General features: G+C 42.2%; 16 protein-coding genes and 3 tRNA genes. 15 read left to right on the plus strand and 4 right to left on the minus strand.

Going from position 1 to position 19,436, the window contains the following annotated elements; translation table 11 throughout:
• Window positions 1–77 precede the first annotated feature (77 nt).
• The 8 genes from ASU35_RS16740 (at window position 78) to ASU35_RS16775 (ending at window position 6,173) form a co-directional block, all read left to right on the plus strand.
• A tRNA-Gly gene (locus tag ASU35_RS16740) sits at window positions 78–149 on the plus strand.
• A gap of 57 nt (window positions 150–206) precedes the next feature.
• Window positions 207–278 (plus strand) — tRNA-Gly (locus tag ASU35_RS16745).
• Between the two features lie 172 nt (window positions 279–450).
• Complete coding sequence (locus ASU35_RS16750) at window positions 451–903, plus strand: RNA polymerase sigma factor (RefSeq protein WP_058354116.1); 453 nt, start codon at window positions 451–453, stop codon at window positions 901–903.
• 29 nt (window positions 904–932) lie between these two features.
• Complete coding sequence (locus ASU35_RS16755) at window positions 933–2,801, plus strand: beta-propeller domain-containing protein (protein WP_058354117.1); 1,869 nt, start codon at window positions 933–935, stop codon at window positions 2,799–2,801.
• A complete protein-coding gene (locus ASU35_RS16760; protein ID WP_058354118.1) occupies window positions 2,794–3,531 on the plus strand; it encodes a DUF4358 domain-containing protein in 738 nt (245 codons plus the stop codon). The genes ASU35_RS16755 and ASU35_RS16760 overlap by 8 nt, the downstream gene beginning before the upstream one ends.
• Window positions 3,521–4,906 (plus strand): MBOAT family O-acyltransferase, encoded by a 1,386-nt coding sequence (locus tag ASU35_RS16765; RefSeq protein ID WP_058354119.1) that lies wholly within the window; start codon window positions 3,521–3,523, stop codon window positions 4,904–4,906. The genes ASU35_RS16760 and ASU35_RS16765 overlap by 11 nt, the downstream gene beginning before the upstream one ends.
• 16 nt (window positions 4,907–4,922) lie before the next feature.
• On the plus strand, window positions 4,923–6,029 hold the full coding sequence (locus ASU35_RS16770) for a DHHW family protein (RefSeq protein ID WP_058354120.1): 1,107 nt from the start codon (window positions 4,923–4,925) through the stop codon (window positions 6,027–6,029).
• A 69-nt stretch (window positions 6,030–6,098) separates the two neighbouring features.
• Window positions 6,099–6,173: transfer RNA gene (locus ASU35_RS16775), tRNA-Pro, on the plus strand.
• Window positions 6,174–6,518: 345 nt separating this feature from the next.
• Here the strand turns inward: ASU35_RS16775 and ASU35_RS19795 are convergent.
• Window positions 6,519–6,692, minus strand: coding sequence for a hypothetical protein (locus ASU35_RS19795; RefSeq protein WP_172794666.1), 174 nt, complete (start codon window positions 6,690–6,692; stop codon window positions 6,519–6,521).
• Between the two features lie 64 nt (window positions 6,693–6,756).
• The gene (locus ASU35_RS18955; RefSeq protein ID WP_083504360.1) at window positions 6,757–7,080 is read right to left on the minus strand and encodes a YmaF family protein; all 324 of its coding nucleotides are present in this window, start codon (window positions 7,078–7,080) and stop codon (window positions 6,757–6,759) included.
• Between the two features lie 35 nt (window positions 7,081–7,115).
• On the opposite strand from ASU35_RS18955, the gene ASU35_RS16785 reads away from it, so the two are divergent.
• The gene (locus tag ASU35_RS16785) at window positions 7,116–9,218 is read left to right on the plus strand and encodes a FeoB small GTPase domain-containing protein (protein ID WP_083504361.1); all 2,103 of its coding nucleotides are present in this window, start codon (window positions 7,116–7,118) and stop codon (window positions 9,216–9,218) included.
• Here the strand turns inward: ASU35_RS16785 and ASU35_RS16790 are convergent.
• The gene (locus tag ASU35_RS16790) at window positions 9,213–10,097 is read right to left on the minus strand and encodes an exonuclease domain-containing protein (RefSeq protein ID WP_058354122.1); all 885 of its coding nucleotides are present in this window, start codon (window positions 10,095–10,097) and stop codon (window positions 9,213–9,215) included. The two genes, ASU35_RS16785 and ASU35_RS16790, sit on opposite strands and share 6 nt — an antisense overlap.
• A 218-nt stretch (window positions 10,098–10,315) precedes the next feature.
• Between ASU35_RS16790 and ASU35_RS20525 the strand changes: the two genes are divergently transcribed.
• Window positions 10,316–10,450 (plus strand): hypothetical protein, encoded by a 135-nt coding sequence (locus ASU35_RS20525; protein WP_278278087.1) that lies wholly within the window; start codon window positions 10,316–10,318, stop codon window positions 10,448–10,450.
• Between the two features lie 281 nt (window positions 10,451–10,731).
• Here ASU35_RS20525 and adhE read toward each other — a convergent pair whose 3' ends face one another.
• Window positions 10,732–13,353 (minus strand): bifunctional acetaldehyde-CoA/alcohol dehydrogenase, encoded by a 2,622-nt coding sequence (gene adhE / locus ASU35_RS16795; protein ID WP_058354123.1) that lies wholly within the window; start codon window positions 13,351–13,353, stop codon window positions 10,732–10,734.
• 226 nt (window positions 13,354–13,579) lie between these two features.
• On the opposite strand from adhE, the gene ASU35_RS16800 reads away from it, so the two are divergent.
• Genes ASU35_RS16800 through ASU35_RS16820 form a run of 5 tightly spaced genes read left to right on the plus strand, consistent with a single transcriptional unit; the run spans window position 13,580 to window position 19,436 of the window.
• Window positions 13,580–13,819 carry a (2Fe-2S) ferredoxin domain-containing protein gene (locus ASU35_RS16800; protein ID WP_058354124.1) on the plus strand — a complete coding sequence of 80 codons (240 nt, stop codon included), beginning with the start codon at window positions 13,580–13,582 and terminating at the stop codon, window positions 13,817–13,819.
• Between the two features lie 22 nt (window positions 13,820–13,841).
• Window positions 13,842–15,569 (plus strand): [Fe-Fe] hydrogenase large subunit C-terminal domain-containing protein, encoded by a 1,728-nt coding sequence (locus tag ASU35_RS16805; protein WP_058354125.1) that lies wholly within the window; start codon window positions 13,842–13,844, stop codon window positions 15,567–15,569.
• A 17-nt stretch (window positions 15,570–15,586) separates the two neighbouring features.
• A complete protein-coding gene (locus ASU35_RS16810) occupies window positions 15,587–16,759 on the plus strand; it encodes a SpoIIE family protein phosphatase (RefSeq protein WP_058354126.1) in 1,173 nt (390 codons plus the stop codon).
• An 18-nt stretch (window positions 16,760–16,777) separates the two neighbouring features.
• Entirely contained in the window at window positions 16,778–18,241 is a 1,464-nt protein-coding gene (locus ASU35_RS16815) for a 4Fe-4S dicluster domain-containing protein (protein WP_058354127.1), read from the plus strand.
• Between the two features lie 13 nt (window positions 18,242–18,254).
• On the plus strand, window positions 18,255–19,436 hold the full coding sequence (locus ASU35_RS16820) for a BMP family ABC transporter substrate-binding protein (RefSeq protein ID WP_058354128.1): 1,182 nt from the start codon (window positions 18,255–18,257) through the stop codon (window positions 19,434–19,436).

Below are 19,436 nucleotides of genomic sequence, written 5' to 3' on the forward strand. Positions count from 1 at the left end.
AAAATTAAAAAAATGGTTGACAACGAAAAAAAGGTATGCTATTATATATATCGTTCGGTAGCGTTGTCAACCGATATGCACGAGTGGCTCAGTGGTGGAGTATCGCCTTGCCAAGGCGAGGGTCGCGGGTTCGAATCCCGTCTCGTGCTCTCGGATATTTTTACATATCTTTTAATTATATAATCCGGTCATAAGAACAACAGCATGCACGAGTGGCTCAGTGGTGGAGTATCGCCTTGCCAAGGCGAGGGTCGCGGGTTCGAATCCCGTCTCGTGCTTTTTTTTATTACACGGATGTTATATTGTTTTCCGTATTTTATTTTCCGTATGAGATAAAGAACCCTGCAGAAAATAAAATACGGAAATTTTTTTTGCAACATTTTCAGAAGATTTTGACACTATATAATTGAAATGCATTTCAAAGCGAGGTGAATATAGGTGAGGGAGTTCATGGAGCAGTATGAGCTGGTATATAAGGAGCTGTACCGGCTGGCATACTACTATTTGGGAGATGTCCATGAAGCAGAGGATGCCGTAATGGATACAGTGCTGGCAGCCTATGAAAGCTATGGTAAGCTCCGAAATCAGGCTGCTTTTCGGAACTGGATTTTTAAAATACTAGTAAACCAGTGTAAACGAAGGATGCGTAGGTTCTATGAGAAGCAGGAAGAGCTTATGGAGGACAGCTGTATCCATGAGCCGGATTATACAGATAAAACCTATATTCAGACCGTATTACAGAGCCTTTCTGAGGAAGAAAGGCTGATTGTATCACTCATTGTCTTCGGAGGCTATAAGGGGGAGGAGGTAGCCCGTGTTTTAAAGAAAAAGCACAGCACTATCCGCTCCAAGTACCGAAGGGCTATTGATAAGCTGAAAAAGCAGCTGGAAAAGGAAACATAAAAGCCGGATATGGAAATGAGGTTGAGACGATGGAAAAGTATGAGGAAAAAATTCTGGAAATGCTGAAGGAAGAAGGAGAGCAGCTGGAAATTCCGGAAAGGCTTTCACCGGAAAAAATAGAAAAAGAATTAAAAAAGCAAAAAACAGCCCGGAAAAGCTATGGCAAAATCTTTGCCGGACTAGCAGCGGCAGCTTGCGTAGGTATGGTAATCTGGAGCGGTTATCCTAAAATGACCCAGGAGGCTCCACAGCTGGCAGCTGAAAGAAGGTCTGTAGAACCAGACATTCCTATTCCGAAAACTGTAGAGGCAGAGGTCGGGCCGGACAATTATGACAGTATTTATACTCTGCTGGCTGAGGCCGAGAAAAGACAGATATACGATATTTCTATGGTTAAGCAGCTGGCAGAAAGTGGCATGGAAATGCCAAAAGGAGAAGCAGCTGGGAAGAATGATAGTTCTACGGCAGCTGCAGGCTACAGTGAGACGAATGTGCGGACAGCAGGAGTAGATGAGGGCGATATTCTGAAAACCGATGGAGTCTGGCTTTATGCATTGATGACATCGAAGGATGGAGAAAAAAAGGAGCTTCATATTTTAAAGCCGGAAAACGGCAGTGTCAGCGAAGTTTCTAAAATTGAAGGCTTCCAGTGGGGCAGTGAATTTTATATTCAGGATAATCTGCTGATACTCATGGAGGAAAAAGGTGTTAATACCGCAATTCATCTATATGAGATTACAGACCGGGAAAATCCCATGAAACTGAAAACCCTGAACCAGAGTGGATATTATGAAACCTCCCGGTTGCAGGACGGCATTTTATATACCTTCAGTCGTTTTTATCCCAACTTAGAAAATAAAAAGCGGATAGAGGACTATGTTCCGGCAACAGAAGGCTGTTTGATACCTTTAGACTGTATTTATCTTCCAGAAGAGGTTTATGACAGCTCCTATCTTGTTATGACAGCACTTTCTCTGGAAAATACAGGGGATTTCTGTGATAAAAAGGCTATACTATCTACGGCGGGAAGGTACTATGTCAGCCAGGATAACATCTATATCTTCAGAAATGAGTATGTAGAGACAGGAGAACAAAGAACAGGAATCTGGAGATATGGATATGGGAATGGCCAGATTCATGAAAATGGCAGTGTTTATCTGGCAGGCTATGTGGATGACAGCTTTTCAGTAGATGAGTATAATGGGTATCTTAGGGTATTGACGACCAAACAGCAGGAAAATAGCGGAAATGCTCTTTTTGTGTTGGATGAAAGGCTTGAGATAGCGGGAAGCATTACCGGACTGGCTAAGGGAGAAAGAATTTATTCTGCCCGTTTCATGGGGGATACTGCATATTTTGTAACCTTTAGAAATATCGACCCACTGTTTTGTGTGGACTTGTCAGACCCAGAAAAGCCGGAGGTTTTAGGAGAACTGAAGGTGACCGGAGTTTCAGAATATCTACATTTTTATGGAGAGAATAAGCTCCTTGGCATAGGAAGGGAAATTGCTCCGGAGACTGGAGAAGGTGAGGGAATTAAGCTGTCGATGTTTGACATTTCCAATCCTTTAGAGCTTCGTGAGGAGAAAAAGCTGGTGTTAACGGAGTGTTTTTATAGCAGTGCTTTTGATGACTACCGGACAGTGCTAATTAATCCAGAAAAAAATCTGATTGGATTTTTGACAGAAGAGGACTATCATCTGTTTTCTTATAAAGAAACAGACGGATTTGTAAAGCGTCTGACAGTAGACCATGCGTCTATTACAGAAAATATGAACTATCAGGAGGTAAGAGGAGTCTACATTGGTGAAGACTTTTATCTTCTTCAGGATAAAACAGGCATACTAGTTTATGACCTAAATACAAATAAAAAGACAGGAGAATGGAAAAATGACTAAGAAAGTAACAGGAATTATGGCAGTGATTATGTTAGCAGCAGCGGTGACTGCATGTGGAAGCCAAAAGACAGATGTAGAAGTAACAGAAACTCCGGCGGCAATAGAAACACCAGCTGTAACAGAAACTCCGGAGGCTGTAGAGACTCCAGCTGTAACAGAGACTCCGGTAGCAACCGAGACTCCAGAGGCGACTGAAAAGCCGGAGGAAAGTGAAAAACCGCAGGCTTCTGAGAAACCAGCTCCATCTAAGAAGCCGGAAAGCACAAAGAAGCCGGAAAGCACGAAGAAGCCGGAAAGTACAAAAAAACCAGAAAGCACGAAAAAGCCTTCTAAGGAGGAAAGTAAGATTTCAGATGCTTCCGAGGCTTTTGAAAAGGCAATTGATGGAATTGAACTTTACAGTATGGCAGATATTACCGATGAGATGCTGCAGGATGCTTACGGAATTGACAGCTCTATCTTGAAAAGCTATGTGGTAAAAATGCCGATGATGAATGTAAAGGCCAATGAAATTGCGGTGTTTGAGGTCGAGGATAAGAAGGATGTTGAAACTGTAAAGGAAGGAATTAAGAAGCGTCAGGCGGATTTGGTAGAGACATGGAAGCATTATCTTCCGGACCAGTATGAGCTGGTACAGAATTATCAGATTTCAGTGAAGGGAAACTATGTTTTATTTGTAATTTCAGGGGAGGCGGAAACTATCGTTTCCAACTTTAACGATGCTTTTTAGTAGTTTAATCTTTTTATTTGGATTTCTTCCGGTATTTTTACTGGTATATTTTGTGGTTCCGAAAAAAGGGAAGAATCTGGTGCTGTTTTTATCCAGCTTATTCTTTTATGCCTGGGGAGAGCCAATTTATATCTTTCTGATGCTTTTTAACGCATCTGTAGATTATCTGGCTGGAAGGCTAATAGAACGGTATGAGGAGCATCCGGCGGCAAAAAAGGCTGCTTTGCTCCTTTCCCTTGTGGTGAATCTTTCCATGCTTGGATTTTTCAAGTATGCAGACTTTTTTATTGGAAGCCTGAATAACTGGTTTGGTTTCGACTTGAAGCTTTTAAATGTGGCTCTGCCGATTGGTATTTCCTTTTATACCTTTCAGACTATGTCCTATACCATTGATAGATATCGGGGGAGAATAAAGACTCAGAAGAATCTGATTGCCTTTGGTGCTTATGTGGCTTCTTTTCCTCAGCTGATAGCAGGACCGATTGTAACCTATGCTGAGGTGGAGAAGGAGCTTACTAACCGGAAAGTAGATTTCGATGGCTTTGGCGATGGTGTGGAGCGGTTTACTGAAGGCCTGGCAAAGAAGGTCTTGCTGGCCAACAGTCTGGGAATGGTATGGAGCCAGGTAAAGGCTCTTCCGGCAGGAGAACTTCCGGTGCTGACAGCCTGGTTGGGAATCTTGGCTTTTGCCTTTCAGATTTATTTTGACTTTAGTGGTTATTCGGATATGGCGATCGGCTTGGGAAGAATGATGGGATTCCATTTTCCGGAGAATTTTAAGTATCCCTATCTTTCCAAAAGTGCAACAGAATTTTGGCAAAGATGGCATATAACTCTTGGAAGCTGGTTTCGGGAATATGTTTATATTCCTCTGGGAGGTAACCGAAAGGGAAAGATAAAGACCTTACGAAATCTTTTGATTGTGTGGTTCCTTACAGGACTCTGGCATGGTGCCAGCTGGAATTTTATTTTCTGGGGGCTGTATTTTGGTATGCTCCTTGTATTGGAAAGAAGCTTTTTAAAGAGGTGGCTTGAGAAGCTGCCATCCATAGTATCCCATGGATATTTGATACTGGTAGTTTTAATAGGCTGGGTATTTTTTGAGCTTGTAGATATGAGCCAGGCATTTTCCTATCTGGGTGCTATGTTTGGTATGGGTGCCAGTGGGGCAGCTAATAGTCAGAGCTGGTATTTGTTAAAGGAAAATGCATTGTTTTTTATTGTGGCTTCCTTATTTTCTACGCCTCTTATGGGACGGCTGAAAAAACGGCTTCCGGAGGGAGTAAAGTATCTGGTATATACAGTAATGCTTCTTTTATGTATAGCCTATCTGGTAGATGCAACCTTTAATCCGTTTTTATATTTTCGTTTTTAATGGAGGACTGACTGAAATGAGTAAAAAATGGTATACAATTACCTTTCTTGTAATATTGTTTTTAATACCGGTGCTCCATGTATCCGGAAAGGATAAAGACTTTTCCGAACTGGAAAACCGGACCCTGGCACAGTCTCCAAGCTTTAATAAGGAGGCGGTTCTGGATGGTAGCTTTGGGAAAGAGGTAGAATGCTATATGGCAGACCAGTTCCCTTTTCGTAATCAGTTTCTTTCTGTGAAGCTGGCAGCAGAACTCATTATGGGAAAAACAGAGAGTAATGGCGTTTTTCTTGGTAAGGAGGGACAGCTTTTACAGAATTTTGAAAATCCCGACCTGAAGCTTTTAGAAAAGAATGCAGGTTATATGAATGCTTTGGGAAAAGAGGTTAAGACCTGGTTTTTACTGGCACCAACGGCAACCAGTATTTATAAAGAGCGACTTCCGCTTTTGGCTTCGACTTATAGTGAGGAGCAGTATATTAATATGACAGAGGAGCTTCTGTCCAAGGATATTTCTTTTGTGGATGTACAGCCGATATTAGAAGAACACAAGGACGAATATATTTATTATAAAACAGATCATCACTGGACCACGCTAGGGGCTTTTTATGCATATGAGAGGCTGTGTGACAAGATGGGACTGGAGCCGAAGAAGCTTTCTGATTTTACAAGAGAGCAGATAGAAGGATTTTATGGTTCTTTATATTCTGCAGGCAATGTAACCTTTGCAAAGCCGGATACTCTGGAGCTTTTTTATCCTAAGGAGCCGGTTTCGGTGAAAATTGAGAATATGGCAGAGGGTTCGGTATCTGATTCCCTATACGAGAAAAGCTATCTGGAAAAAAAGGATAAATACAGTGTCTTTTTAAATAACAATCAGCCCCTTTTGGTAATCCACTCTTCTGTGAAGAATGGAAAAAAGCTTCTGATTGCAAAGGATTCCTATGCAAACTGTCTGATTCCATTTCTAACTGCTCATTTTGAAGAAATTCATGTACTGGATTTGCGGTATCTGAACTTTTCAGTGAAGGACTATGCCCTTCAAAATGGGATAGAGGAAGTGCTGCTTTTGTATAATGTACAGAGCTTTGCAGCAGATACAAAGCTGTCTCTGCTGCAATAGGGAAGGTGGAAAAATTTGAAAATTAGGGCTTGATTTTCAGAAATGAACGGAGTATAATATACTTTGTTACGGGGTATGGCTCAGCTTGGCTAGAGCGCATCGTTCGGGACGATGAGGTCGCAGGTTCGAATCCTGTTACCCCGATTTTTACTAGAAAAACGGCACCTTTAAGAAACATGGAAAACAAATATTCGTGTTACTTGGTGTTACCTTATAAGAACGCAGGCAGAAGAAAATCTGGTCGCAGAACTGGTTTATAATTGAATAATCTATATGGAAGGCTGACTAATAATATGGTCAGCCTTTTTTTGTAAAAAGGCAACTCCTGAATTGTTGCAATAAGGTATTTAACACAAACTACGATACTTCCTCTGAACAGGAGGAAAAAGATTTTATCAGACTGTTCGGCAGGATTGTAGAAGAATAGGAAAAATACCTTCTTGGAGCAGAAGGGAAAAGCCTTCTGCTCCAAGAAGATGGTTGAAGGAATTACTTGATAGATTCTACTAAATGCCGCATTTCATCGCGGGATTTTACATTGTGTGCCTGATTAATAATAGATTGCTGTTCCGATTTTTCCATATTGGAAAATTGGATAAGTGCATCTGAGTGCTGTGCTAACTCCATTGTAAAGCCGATAGGAAGCTCCTGGTTGTCAATCATAGCTTTTACCTCCTAAAAGTGTTTCTTTTAGTTTTTGCGGGAGGTATGAAAAATATGCGTAGAACTATTCGCACTTAAAGTCGATAGGGCTGTCAATAAGTGTTGCAACCTGAAATTCATGTCTATGGCCGTCTTCTTCTTCGGTAAAGTCCTTGAGGAAGTGTACATGCTTTCCGTTGCCTACTTCAATAGCACCACAGGTTTTTCCGCAAAATTCATGAAAATGCTTATCAGAAAAGTCGGTGTGGAATTTAACTTCGTGGAAGTGGTCCTTTTTGTCTTTGGTGTAGATGGCCTCTCCGGATACGGTGCAGAATCTATGGTTATGGCAATCGCCACATTCATTGAAAATTTTGGTGCTTTTGAATAAGCGAACTTCTCTTTGCATATATTGATAAAAAGTCTGCCATGAAGGGAAACTAAATGGAGAATACAATACTATTGGCAGAGCTTCCGGAGGGAAAAAGCCTGCGGGTAAAAAGGGTACAAGGTGAAGAAACACTGGTACGGCGTCTTTTGGACCTCGGTATTATAGAAGGAGCTGTGATTGACTGCATTGGAAAAAGTCCCTTGGGAGAGCCTAAGGCTTACCGGGTAAGAGGTTGTATTCTGGCTTTGAGAAAGCAGGAGGCGGAACAGATTGAGGGCATTTTACTGGAGCGAAAAGAGGAGAAAAGTGTTCTTTTACGGACAATTTGTTTTGCGGGCAATCCAAATGTTGGAAAAAGTACCTTATTTAATAAGCTGACGGGCTTAAAGCAGCATACAGGTAACTGGCCGGGGAAGACAGTAGCCCGGGCAGAGGGATATGTGGAATCAGAAGGGATCAGGTATCGTCTGGTTGACCTTCCGGGATGCTATTCCCTTTTTGCAGATTCGCCGGAGGAGAAGATTGCCCGGGACTATATTTTAAGCCAGGAAGCGGATGCTGTAGTGGTCGTCTGTGATGGAACAGTCCTGGAGAGGAATCTGCATCTGGTTTTACAGGTTTTGCAGCTCACCAGCCGGGTTTTGGTATGTGTAAATCTGATGGATGAAGTAAAACGAAAGGGAATCTATCTGGATTTGGAGCGTCTGGAACAGCTTATTTTAGTACCAGTCATTGGAATCAGTGCAAGAGGAAGGTTAAATCAAAGGGAACTGTTTGAAAAAATAGAGGAGGCAGCAGTACTACCTGTTTTACCGGAAAAAGAGATAGAAGCGGCACAGTCAGGGGAAGAAAAAGAGCTTTTGCAGCAGGCAGAGCAGCTGGCAAAGCAGGTGGTTATATCAAAGGGAAACAACCATGATAAAAAAGACAGAAAACTGGATAAGCTGTTTACAGGAAAAATAACAGGGATTCCTGTTATGCTTGGATTGCTGTTTTTGATATTCTGGCTTACGATTGTCGGAGCAAATTACCCTTCCCAGCGATTGAGCCATTTTTTTCTCTGGGCAGAGCAGGAGCTTTTTTTGCTTTTTTCAGCCTGGCGTGTGCCGAATCTTCTCTCTGAAATTCTGATATCCGGGGTGTTTCGTGTGACAGGCTGGGTTATATCGGTTATGCTGCCGCCGATGGCTATTTTTTTTCCCTTATTTACAATTTTGGAGGATTATGGCTATTTACCGCGGATTGCTTTTAATCTGGATCGTTGTTTCCAGTGTTGTCATGCCTGTGGCAGGCAGGCCCTTACCATGTGTATGGGGTTTGGCTGCAATGCGGTAGGAGTGACCGGCTGCCGCATTATTTCTTCGGAGCGGGAGCGGCTGATAGCGATTTTGACGAATAGCTTTGTTCCCTGCAATGGACGTTTTCCAACGCTGATAGCGTTGATTTCTATGTTTTTAGCAGGAGGCTATGGAATGACTTCCATGGAAAGCTTTAAGGCTGCCGGAATATTGGCCCTTCTTGTTTTACTAGGAGTGCTCTTAACCTTCTTATGCTCCTGGATGTTAGGTAAAACCTTGCTAAAAGGGATTCCATCTTCGTTGATTCTAGAACTTCCACCGTATCGCAGACCTAAGCCAGGGATGATTCTTTTGCGTTCTCTTGTGGACAGGACGCTTTGCATTCTTTTGAGGGCAATAAAAGCATCGGTTCCGGCAGGAGCACTTATCTGGTTGATGGCCAATCTGAATATTGGTGACAGAAGTCTTTTGTTGTACTGTGCAGGAACTTTGGAGCCGATGGCGGCTTTGCTTGGACTGGATGGTGTGATTTTGCTGGCTTTTATATTGGGATTTCCGGCAAATGAAATTGTTATGCCAATCATTTTGATGGCATATCTTTCCCAGGGAAGTCTGGTAGAAATAGAAAATCTGATGGAAATGAAGGGAATTTTAATCTGCCATGGCTGGACTGTGCAAACCGCTGTTTGTACTATGCTGTTTACACTGGTGCACTGGCCCTGTGCAACAACTCTTATGACGATAAAAAAAGAAACAGGAAGCATCCGCTGGACACTGGTAGCACTTCTTCTGCCGACAATAGCGGGTGTACTGCTTTGCAGCTTTGTGGCATTCCTGTTTCATATGGCAGGATTATAGATTTAAAAATTCCTCTTCCGATAATAACTGTATTGGATAGCCCTCGGTTTTTAGCCGAAGGGCTTTTTTTTCTTTGGTAGAGCCTTCCCCTTTTCCACAAATCAGAAAGTCTGTAAATGTATTGACCTTATCCTGGTTGATGCCACCAAGATTGGCAACTTTTTGCATAGCCGCCCGGCGGGAAAGGGTGAAAAGGATGCCAGTGATGGCAACATTTTTACCATAAAAGGGATGGCTTTCATCAAAGGAAGAGGTTTGAGTCTCAATTTCCTCTGATGTAATCCGCCGGGAACCAAATTCCCAGTGACGCTCAAAGGCAGCTTTGGAAGAGAAAGAAAGCTGTGCTGTTTTCTCCATTGCCTTTAGGCAGTGCCATGTGATTTCACAGTCTCTAAGAGCCCGGTGGGCACCACTGTAATCAATTCGGTAGTAGGAAGCCAAGTCTCCCAGCTTGTGATGAAGCAGCTCTGGTAAAAGCCGTTGGGAGAGTAAAAGAGTATCAAAAAAATCATTTTGAATAGAGGCAAATCCCATTTTTTGAAGAGAAGCATTTAAAAAAGAAATATCAAAATCCACCCGGTGCCCAGCAATCGGATAATCGCCTAAGAAATCAAGAAGAGAAGCAATCTTTGTCTCCAGGGGTAAGGCAGAAAGAAGCATTTCTCTGGTAATATGGGTAAGTGCTTCTGTGTGGGAAGAAAGGCTTTCATTCTCTAACAGAGAAAAGTCTGGGCAGATTAGAGAATTCCATTTGGCTTTTAGCTGTCCAGCCTTTATAAAAAGTGCTCCAATTTCAATAATCTGGTCTTTTTCCGGGGAAAGCCCTGTCGTTTCTAAATCCAGAATAACATAAGTGTCAGGTATATGATAAAGCTGCATAGTAGACTCCTTTTTTTCTGCTATTATAATACATTCTAATTGAGCTGGCAAGCTATAAGAAATCCTAGCTTATTGCATTAAAATAATTTGGACTTGCTCCTTTTCAACTTCTCTAAGATGCTCTTCTTGTAATATATAGAGGATTATGATAAACTTACTTTTGCTTGATATTCATTGGCAGAAAATAAACAAATAGGTATTCTAAATGAAGCTGAAAAATGGAAGAGGCTGATATCTATTTAGACTTACCTTTCCCAGGAAAGAAAAATAGATTTTCGTGTAAGAAGAATTCATTGATTACAATAAGAGCAAAAGTTTCAGGAACTGTTTTAAATAAAGATCTGTGTGGATGATTTGTGATTTTGAATTGTAGATTTTTTGAATTTCAGGAGAAAAAAGAGTGTTGGCATGGTAACGAATAAGCTATACGGAGAAGGGCTGATAATTCTTAAAAATGCATAGCCTACAGAGGCAAAAAACCTCCATGTTTTTTGAGCGGACTTGAGACAGGAGGTCGAATGTCCGCGTACTCGTCACTTGTAGTAAATTATATGCATTTTTTTAGAATTATCGCCCTTCGTAGTCCTAGCTTAAGAGCTATAATAGCAACACTCTTTTTATCTTTTGAAGAAATCTATTTACTCTTCTTAGCAGGAACATTTCCCTTTCCATAGTAAGCAATCAGATAAAGCTCTTCTAATTCAGATACTAATGGAAGTCTTGGGTTAGCAGTAGTGCACTGATCGCCGAAGGCTAAGTCTGCTAAAGGTCCTACCTTGGATAAGAATTCCTTTTCGTCAATGCCGTATTCCTTTAAGGTAACAGGAATTTCAAGGTATTCATTTAATTCCTCAACCTTAGAAGCCAGCATTTCTACAGCGTCATCGTTGTTCTTTGGCTTGAAGCCGAGCTTCTTCATCAGATCGAAAATCTTATCACCTACGATATAGCTTTCATATTTTGGCCAGGAGGTGAACTTGGTCAGGTTAGCAACACCGTTGTAACGGATAACGTGAGGAAGCAGGATAGCATTAGCACAGCCATGTGGAATATGGAATTCACCGCCCAGCTTATGAGCGAGAGAGTGGTTGATTCCAAGGAAGGCATTGGTAAATGCCATACCGGCGATGGTGGAAGCATTGTGCATCTTCTCACGGGCTAAAGGATTCTTTGCACCTTCGGTAAAGGAAGGCTTTAAATAATCAAATACCATTTCAATGGCGTGGATAGCTAATGCATCGGTGTAATCAGAAGCCAGAATAGAAATATAGGCCTCAATAGCGTGGGTCAGAACGTCCATACCAGTCCATGCAGTAGATTTTTTCGGAACACTCATTACAAAATCAGGGTCAATGATAGCTACATCCGGTGTCAGCTCATAGTCAGCCAGAGGATATTTCTTGTTTTCTTTCTTATCGGAAATAACGGCAAAGGATGTAACCTCAGAACCGGTTCCAGAGGTAGTAGGAATGGCAACCAGCTGAGCCTTCTTTCCTAACTGAGGGAACTTGTAAGCACGCTTACGGATATCCAAGAACTTTAAGGACATGTTCTTAAAGTCTGCGTCCGGATTCTCGTAGAACAGCCACATACCCTTAGCAGCGTCGATTGCAGAGCCACCGCCCAGTGCAATGATAACATCCGGCTGGAACTGGTTCATAGAGTCAACACCCTTCATGATGGTATCTAAGGATGGATCCGGCTCAACCTGGTCAAAGATTTCGCAGTGTACATATTCCTCACGGTTTCTTAATTGATATAAAATCTTATTTACATAGCCTAACTGGGTCATAGCAGGGTCTGTTACAATAAATGCCTTAGAAATGTTTGGCATCTTTGTCAGATAAGCGATAGAGCCTGCTTCAAAATAAATCTTGCTTGGAACCTTGAACCACTGCATATTAACTCTCCTTTTTGCAACACGCTTGATGTTTACCAGGTCAACGGCAGATACGTTGTGAGTAGTAGAGTTTCCACCGTAGGAGCCACAGCCTAAGGTAAGGGATGGCATATTAGAGTTGTAAAGGTCTCCGATAGCACCATGGGTGGAAGGAGAGTTTACAAGAATACGTCCGGTCTTCATACGGCTGGAAAATTCATCGATAATGTTCTGCTCAGTGGAATGAAGAACAGAAGAGTGTCCCATACCGCCATTAGCAAGCATTTTTTCGCAAAGGCTCATACCTTCCTCTACATCAGCCGCCTTTAAGATAGCTAAAACAGGAGAAAGCTTTTCTTTGGAAAGTGGATAGTCAGGGCCTACGCCGTCGATTTCAGTACATAATACCTTGGTATCTGCAGGAATCTCAAAGCCAGCCAGATTTGCAATATAAGCAGGAGATTTTCCAACGATGGCAGGGTTTACAGATCCCTTTTCCAGATTGATAACCACCGGCTCCAGCTTTTTGATCTGCTCTTTGGTAGCAAAATAGCAGCCAGCTTTCTTCATCAGATCAATAACTTCTTTATATACAGGAGCTTCAATAATGGCTGCCTGCTCAGAAGCACAAATCATACCATTATCAAAGGATTTGGATAGTACAAGGTCGTTAACTGCTCTCTTTAAAACAGCGGACTTTTCAATAAAGCAAGGAACATTTCCAGGGCCTACGCCAAGGGCTGGTTTTCCACAGGAGTAAGCAGCCTTTACCATACCAGGACCGCCAGTTGCTAAAATCATGGATACACCAGGGTGATTCATTAAAATATTCGTTGCGTCGATAGAAGGATATTCAATCCATTGGATACAGTTTTCAGGAGCACCTGCTGCAACGGCGGCATCTAACAGAATCTTTGCGGCTGTCTTAGAGCATTGCTGTGCATTTGGGTGGAAACCAAAAATGATTGGATTGCCTGTTTTGATACAGGAAATGCTTTTGAACATAGTAGTAGAGGTAGGGTTAGTTACCGGAGTAACACCTGCTACAACGCCAACAGGCTCTGCTACCAGCATATAATCCTCTTCTTCATTGTCTTCGATAATGCCGACAGTTTTCTGATATTTGATGGAATGCCAGATATACTCGGTAGCAAAGATATTTTTTGTAATCTTATCCTCGTAAATACCGCGTCCGGTTTCTTCTACTGCCATTTTAGCAAGCTCCTGCTGTTTAGCAAGACCTGCAAGAACCATTTCGTGTACAATGTTATCGATGGTAGCCTGGTCTAATTTCTTTAATTCAGCTAAAGCCACCTTAGCCTTTGTAACGAGCTCGTCAACATGTTCCTGTGGGGTTGGTTGTTTTTTTTCAGCCATAATCGTATCCTCCTAAAAAATATAAATGTTAAAACATTAACAAACATTGTTAAAAAAATAACTCACTTATATAATATAACATTCACTTTCTATTTTGTAAAGGAGAAAATTTACAGAATAATGGCATATTTGTTGTAAAAAATGCACAAAAGAATTTTTCGTTGATTTCTGTCGAGTTTGCTGATAAAATAAATAAGAAATATGTGCCAAAGGAGGATAAACGAATATGGTTGTTACAATTTGTATCGGTAGTTCTTGTCACTTGAAGGGTTCAAGAAAAATCGTAGAAAGATTTAACGAACTGATTCGGGAGAACAGTGTAGAGGATAAGATAAGTTTAAATGGTTCTTTCTGCATTGGAGAATGTGTAAGGGGTGTTTGTGTTAAGGTGGATGGAGAACTGCATTCGGTATCTCCGGAAACTGCAGACGAGTTTTTTGAGAAGGAAATTTTAGGAAGTCTGTAGGATAGGGAAAGGAGTTTGCCTTATGAATGTAATTCGTTTTAAAGAGGCAAAATGTAAAAACTGCTATAAATGTGTTCGCGTTTGTGATGTAAAAGCAATTGCTGTTAAAAATGAACAAGCTCAGATTATGAATGATCATTGTATTCTCTGTGGCCATTGTCTCGCAGCTTGTCCGCAGAATGCGAAATCCCTTGTTAGTGATATAGACCGGGTGAAGGATTTTTTAAAGAGCGGGCTTAAGACGGTAATATCCATAGCTCCGTCCTTCGCCGGAATTATGGATTATAAGAAGCCGGGACAGCTGGTTGCAGCTTTAAAACGCCTGGGGTTTTACCAGGTTCGGGAGACAGCAGAAGGAGCTGCTTATGTTACGGCAGAGTATATTAAGCTATTAGAAGAGGGTAGGATGGACAACGTTATTACAACCTGCTGCCCTAGTGTTAATGATTTGATGGAGATTTACTATCCTGAGCTCACCGACTCAATGGCACCAGTGGTTTCACCGATGGTAGCCCATGGGCGGCTTTTGAAAAAGGAGCTAGGAAGCGACATCCGTGTTGTATTTTTAGGACCTTGTATTGCAAAGAAGCGAGAAGCTGAAAATGACCTGCGTGTGCAGGGGGCTGTCGATGCAGTGCTTAATTTTGCTGAGCTGGAAAAGTGGCTGGCTGAGGAGGGTATTGATTTAAAGACTTTAGATGAGCTGCCTTTTGACAATAAGAATCCGGAAATCAATCGTCTGTATCCGGTAAATACGGGTGTTATTAATGCTGTTTTAGCATCCCGGGTGAAGGAAAAGGGGTATCAGAAGCTGGCTGTGGATGGTGTCAGAAATTGTATGGATTTTCTGGAAAGTATGAAAAAAGGCGAGATACATAATGTCTTTGTAGAAATGAATACCTGTGTCGGTGGCTGCATTAATGGTCCGGCAGTAGAACGTAAGGAGGAAAAGACCTCTTATTTTAAACGGAAGCTGGACATGGAGGCTGGAATTGAGAAAATACCAGCAGAAATTGTACCGTTGGAGGAGACTGGTATTAATTTAAGTAAGATCTTTGTAAACCGTTCCTTCCATGATGAGCTGCCAAGCGAAGAGAAAATTCGTGAAACCCTGGCTAAGATTGGTAAAACGGATAAGTCCCATGAGCTTAATTGTGGCGCCTGTGGGTATCCGACTTGTCGGGATAAGGCGATTGCTGTCTGTCAGGGCAAGGCAGAGCTTACCATGTGTATTCCGTATATGCATGAAAAGGCTCAGTCCATGGCTAATATTGTGTTAGACACGACACCAAATATTATTATTGTCGTTGATTCAGATATGAAGATATTGGAATTTTCCAGAGGAGCCGAGATGGTGTTTGGAAAATCCAAACAGGAAGCGATAGGCATGTATCTGTTTGAGTTTATTGATCACAGAGATTTTGATGAGGTGTTAAACAGCCAGTCAAAGCTCGTAGCGAAAAGAGTATCTTATCAGGAGTATGATATTACAACATTGCAGACCATTGTCTATGTTAAGGAAATCAATGGTGTATTAGGTGTATTCCAGGATATTTCCAATGAAGCGGAGAAGAATCGCCAGGCTTATAAGCTTAAGATGGATACGATTGAGATGGCACAGCGAGTTATTGATAAGCAGATGATGGTAGCACAGGAAATTGCCGGTCTTTTGGGTGAAACGACAGCAGAAACTAAGGTGACCCTGACCAAGCTTAGGGACATGATTGTAAGTGATGGAGAATTTAATTAAGGCAGGGAGGAATTTGTATGAATCTTAAAGTAGAAGCCTCTTATAAAAGTCTTAATAAACATCATGAGGAGCTGTGTGGTGATAAGGTAGAGATTCTGGAAACCAGGGATTCCTATATTATGATACTTGCAGATGGTATGGGAAGTGGTGTAAAGGCTAACATCCTTTCAACATTAACTTCTAAAATTCTGGGCACTATGCTGTTAAATGGTGCGACACTGGATCAGTGTGTAGAAACGATTGTAAAGACGCTGCCTGTCTGCAGGGAGCGTCAGGTGGCTTATTCTACCTTTAGTATCCTTCAGATTTACCGGAATGGGGAAGGTTATCTGGTAGAATTTGATAATCCTGCCTGCATTGCCATTCGTGACGGAAAGCTTTTAGAGATACCATTTAAGACCAGAATAATTGCAGAAAAGGAGATTAAGGAGTCCCGTTTTCTGGTACGCCTTGGGGACACCTTTGTTTTGATGAGTGATGGTGTTATCCATGCCGGAGTTGGCCAGATTCTTAATTTTGGCTGGTGCTGGGAAAATGTAGCGGATTATGCAGTTAAATCCGTATATAAGGCACCGACGGCTCTACGACTTGCGAATACTATCAGTCAGGCCTGTGATGATTTATATATGAAAAATCCAGGAGATGATACTACCGTTGCTGTTGCAAAGGTTATGGAGTGGAAGCTGGTAACGATATTTACCGGACCACCAGCTTCCAAAAATGATGACCATAAGATTATGGAGCTTTTAATGGAATCAGAAGGGAAAAAGGTGGTCTGCGGTGGTACCAGTGCTAATATTGCTGCCCGGTATTTGAACAGAGAGGTGAGGACTACGCTGGAGTATGTAGATCCGGATATACCGCCGATTGGATACATTGACGGTATTGATTTGGTAACAGAAGGGGTAAGAACCCTAAGCAGGGCTTTGACCCTTTTGAAACGATACGAGAAGGAAGATTTGGACGAGGAATTTTTTAAGGAGCTGGACAAGCAAAACGGAGGCTCCATGGTAGCAAAAATGCTGATTGAAAGCTCTACGGATGTGGACTTTCTGGTGGGAAAAACGATTAATGTGGCTCACCAGAGCCCGGAGCTGCCTTTTGATATCAGTATACGAATGAATCTCATCGAACAGATGAAGGATGTACTGGTAAAATTGGGGAGAAAGGTTACACTGACCTATTTTTAGACCGACAAGGAGGCTAATATGTTTAGAGAAGATTCTACCATTGGAAATGTAAAGCACGAGGTATTGAAGGCTGTGGCAAAGCTGGCCTTTGAAGGAAGGCTGAAAGAAAATATTGATAAAATCCCATATGATTTGATTCCGGGACCACAGGCGAACTTTAGATGCTGTATCTACAGAGAAAGAGAGATTATCCGTCAGAGAGTACGTCTGGCACAGGGGAAGGCTCCATCTGCAGATAAGGATAATAAAAATATTGTACAGGTAATTCCGGCAGCCTGTGAGGGATGCCCGATTACCCGTTATATCGTAACCGATAACTGCCAGAAATGTATGGGAAAGAAATGTCAGCAGGCATGTAATTTCGGTGCGATTTCCATGGGGAGAGACAGAGCCTATATTGATCCGGCAAAGTGCAAGGAATGTGGTAAGTGCTCCCAGTCCTGCCCTTATAATGCGATTGCAGACCTGATGCGGCCATGTAAGAGAAGCTGTCCGGTAGATGCGATTTCGATGGATGAATATGGAATTGTAAAGATTGACGAAGAAAAATGTATCCATTGTGGTTCCTGTATCAAGGATTGTCCCTTTGGTGCCATTGCAGATCGGTCTTTCATGGTGGACGTTATTAACATGATTAACGCAGAAGGACTGGATGTATATGCTATGTTTGCACCGGCAGGTGAGGGTCAGTTTGGATCTGAGGCAACCATGGGAGCTATGAGGAAGGCTATTAGGGAGCTTGGCTTTACTGATATGTATGAGGTATCCTTAGGTGGAGATATGGTGGCTGAGAGTGAAGCAAAGGAATGGGCAGAGGGCTATAAAGAAGGAAAGAAGATGACAACTTCCTGTTGTCCTGCCTTTGTAAATATGATTAAGAAGCATTTCCCACAGCTTTTGGAGAATATGTCAACTACCGTTTCTCCAATGGCAGCAGTATCCCGTATGATTAAGGCGATGAATCCGAATGCGGTCACTGTATTTATCGGGCCATGTATTGCAAAAAAGAGTGAAGTCATTGATTCTATCGGAACCGGAAATGCAGATTATGCTCTGACCTTTGAGGAGCTTAACTGTATGCTGGAGGCAAAGGGGGTTAATCCTGCTGATTATAGGGAAGAAGAGCTTCAGCAGGGAAGTATTTATGGGAAACGCTTCGGTAATGCCGGTGGTGTAACTAAGGCTGTAGTACAGGCACTGAATGAGCTGGGTGAATGCAGTGATGTCAAGGTGCGTCAGTGCAGCGGTGGTGCTGAATGCAAGAAGGCATTGATGTTCTTGAAGGTTGGAAAGCTTCCTGAGGACTTTATTGAAGGTATGGCCTGTGAAGGTGGCTGTGTCAACGGACCGGGAAGTGTGCGTCCGGAGCTTCTGGCGAAAAAGGACAGAGAAGCGCTTCTTGCTAAGGCAGATGACAGAGAGATTGTGCCTACGATTACTCCGTATTATGAGGAATATAAATTCTCCATGCACAGAAAGTAAGGAGGAATTGCAGATGAAAAAAATCCTGAGTGCGGGGCTGTTTATGGTATTATGTGTATTTGCCTTAACCAGCTGCCGCAGCAGTGCAGAGTTTAAATCAGTTAAAGCACCGGAGGAAAGTCTGCAGCCGATAGAAACGGCGGTTGTGGAAAAGACAGAGAAAGCCATTCCAAAGGAAAAACTAAAAATTGGAATAATCTATTCTACAGATCCGGCGGAGGGATATGGATATAGCTTTACCCATGACTGGGGAATATGCAGAATGCAGGAAGAACTGGGACTTACTGATGCACAGATTATCAGGAAAAATAATATCTGTGAAACGGATAAAATAGCTCTGAAGAAAGCCGTTGGAGAATGCATAAAAGAGGGTTGCAATATTATATTTGCGGCTAGCCAAGGCTATGAGAAGAATTTTGCCAAGCTGGCGGAGCAATATCCCGAGGTCTACTTTGCTCATGCAGGAGGTTCTATGAGCAATCAGGAAAATTTATCTCATTATTTTGGAAGAGAATATGAGGTGCAATATCTTTCTGGGATTGCAGCAGGACTGAAGACTAAAACAGGAAGGATAGGTTATATTGCAGGCTGGGGAAAGGAAAATCCACTTGTAACCAGTAGTGTTGATGCCTTTGCCATGGGAGTTTATTCTGTAAATGAGGATGTCAGAGTTTATGTTAAGACAATAGACTGCTGGTTTGATGCAGAAAAGGAAGAGAAAGCGGCAAGAAAACTGATAGAGAAAGGCTGTGATGTGATAGCACAGCATTGTGGAACTCCGGCCGCTATGCTGGCAGTGGAAGCGGTCGGAGCTTTTGGAATTGGTTGCAATTCAGATATGAGTATGGATGCACCGAATGCCGTTTTGGTTTCTACTATGTGGGATTGGAGTGTATATTACATTCAGACAGTGCAGAGTATTCTTAATGGTACCTGGGAAAATACGGATTATCTAGGTGGTATGAAGGAAGGCATTGTCCGGCTGTCTGGTTTGGCCTCCTTTAATGCTCCGGAAGCAGCGGCAGAGATTGAACAGGTACAGGCAAAGCTATTTTCGGGAGAATTTCAGATATTTTCCGATGAGATAGAGACAAATGAAGGTACTATTATCGGAGAAAAGGGGAAAGCTTTTGATGCAAAGGATATTATTGGGAAGACAAACTGGTATTTCAAAAATGTAATAGATGAACAGTAG

It is taken from the genome of Acetivibrio ethanolgignens, from assembly GCF_001461035.1.
Lineage (GTDB): Bacteria > Bacillota > Clostridia > Lachnospirales > Lachnospiraceae > Velocimicrobium > Velocimicrobium ethanolgignens.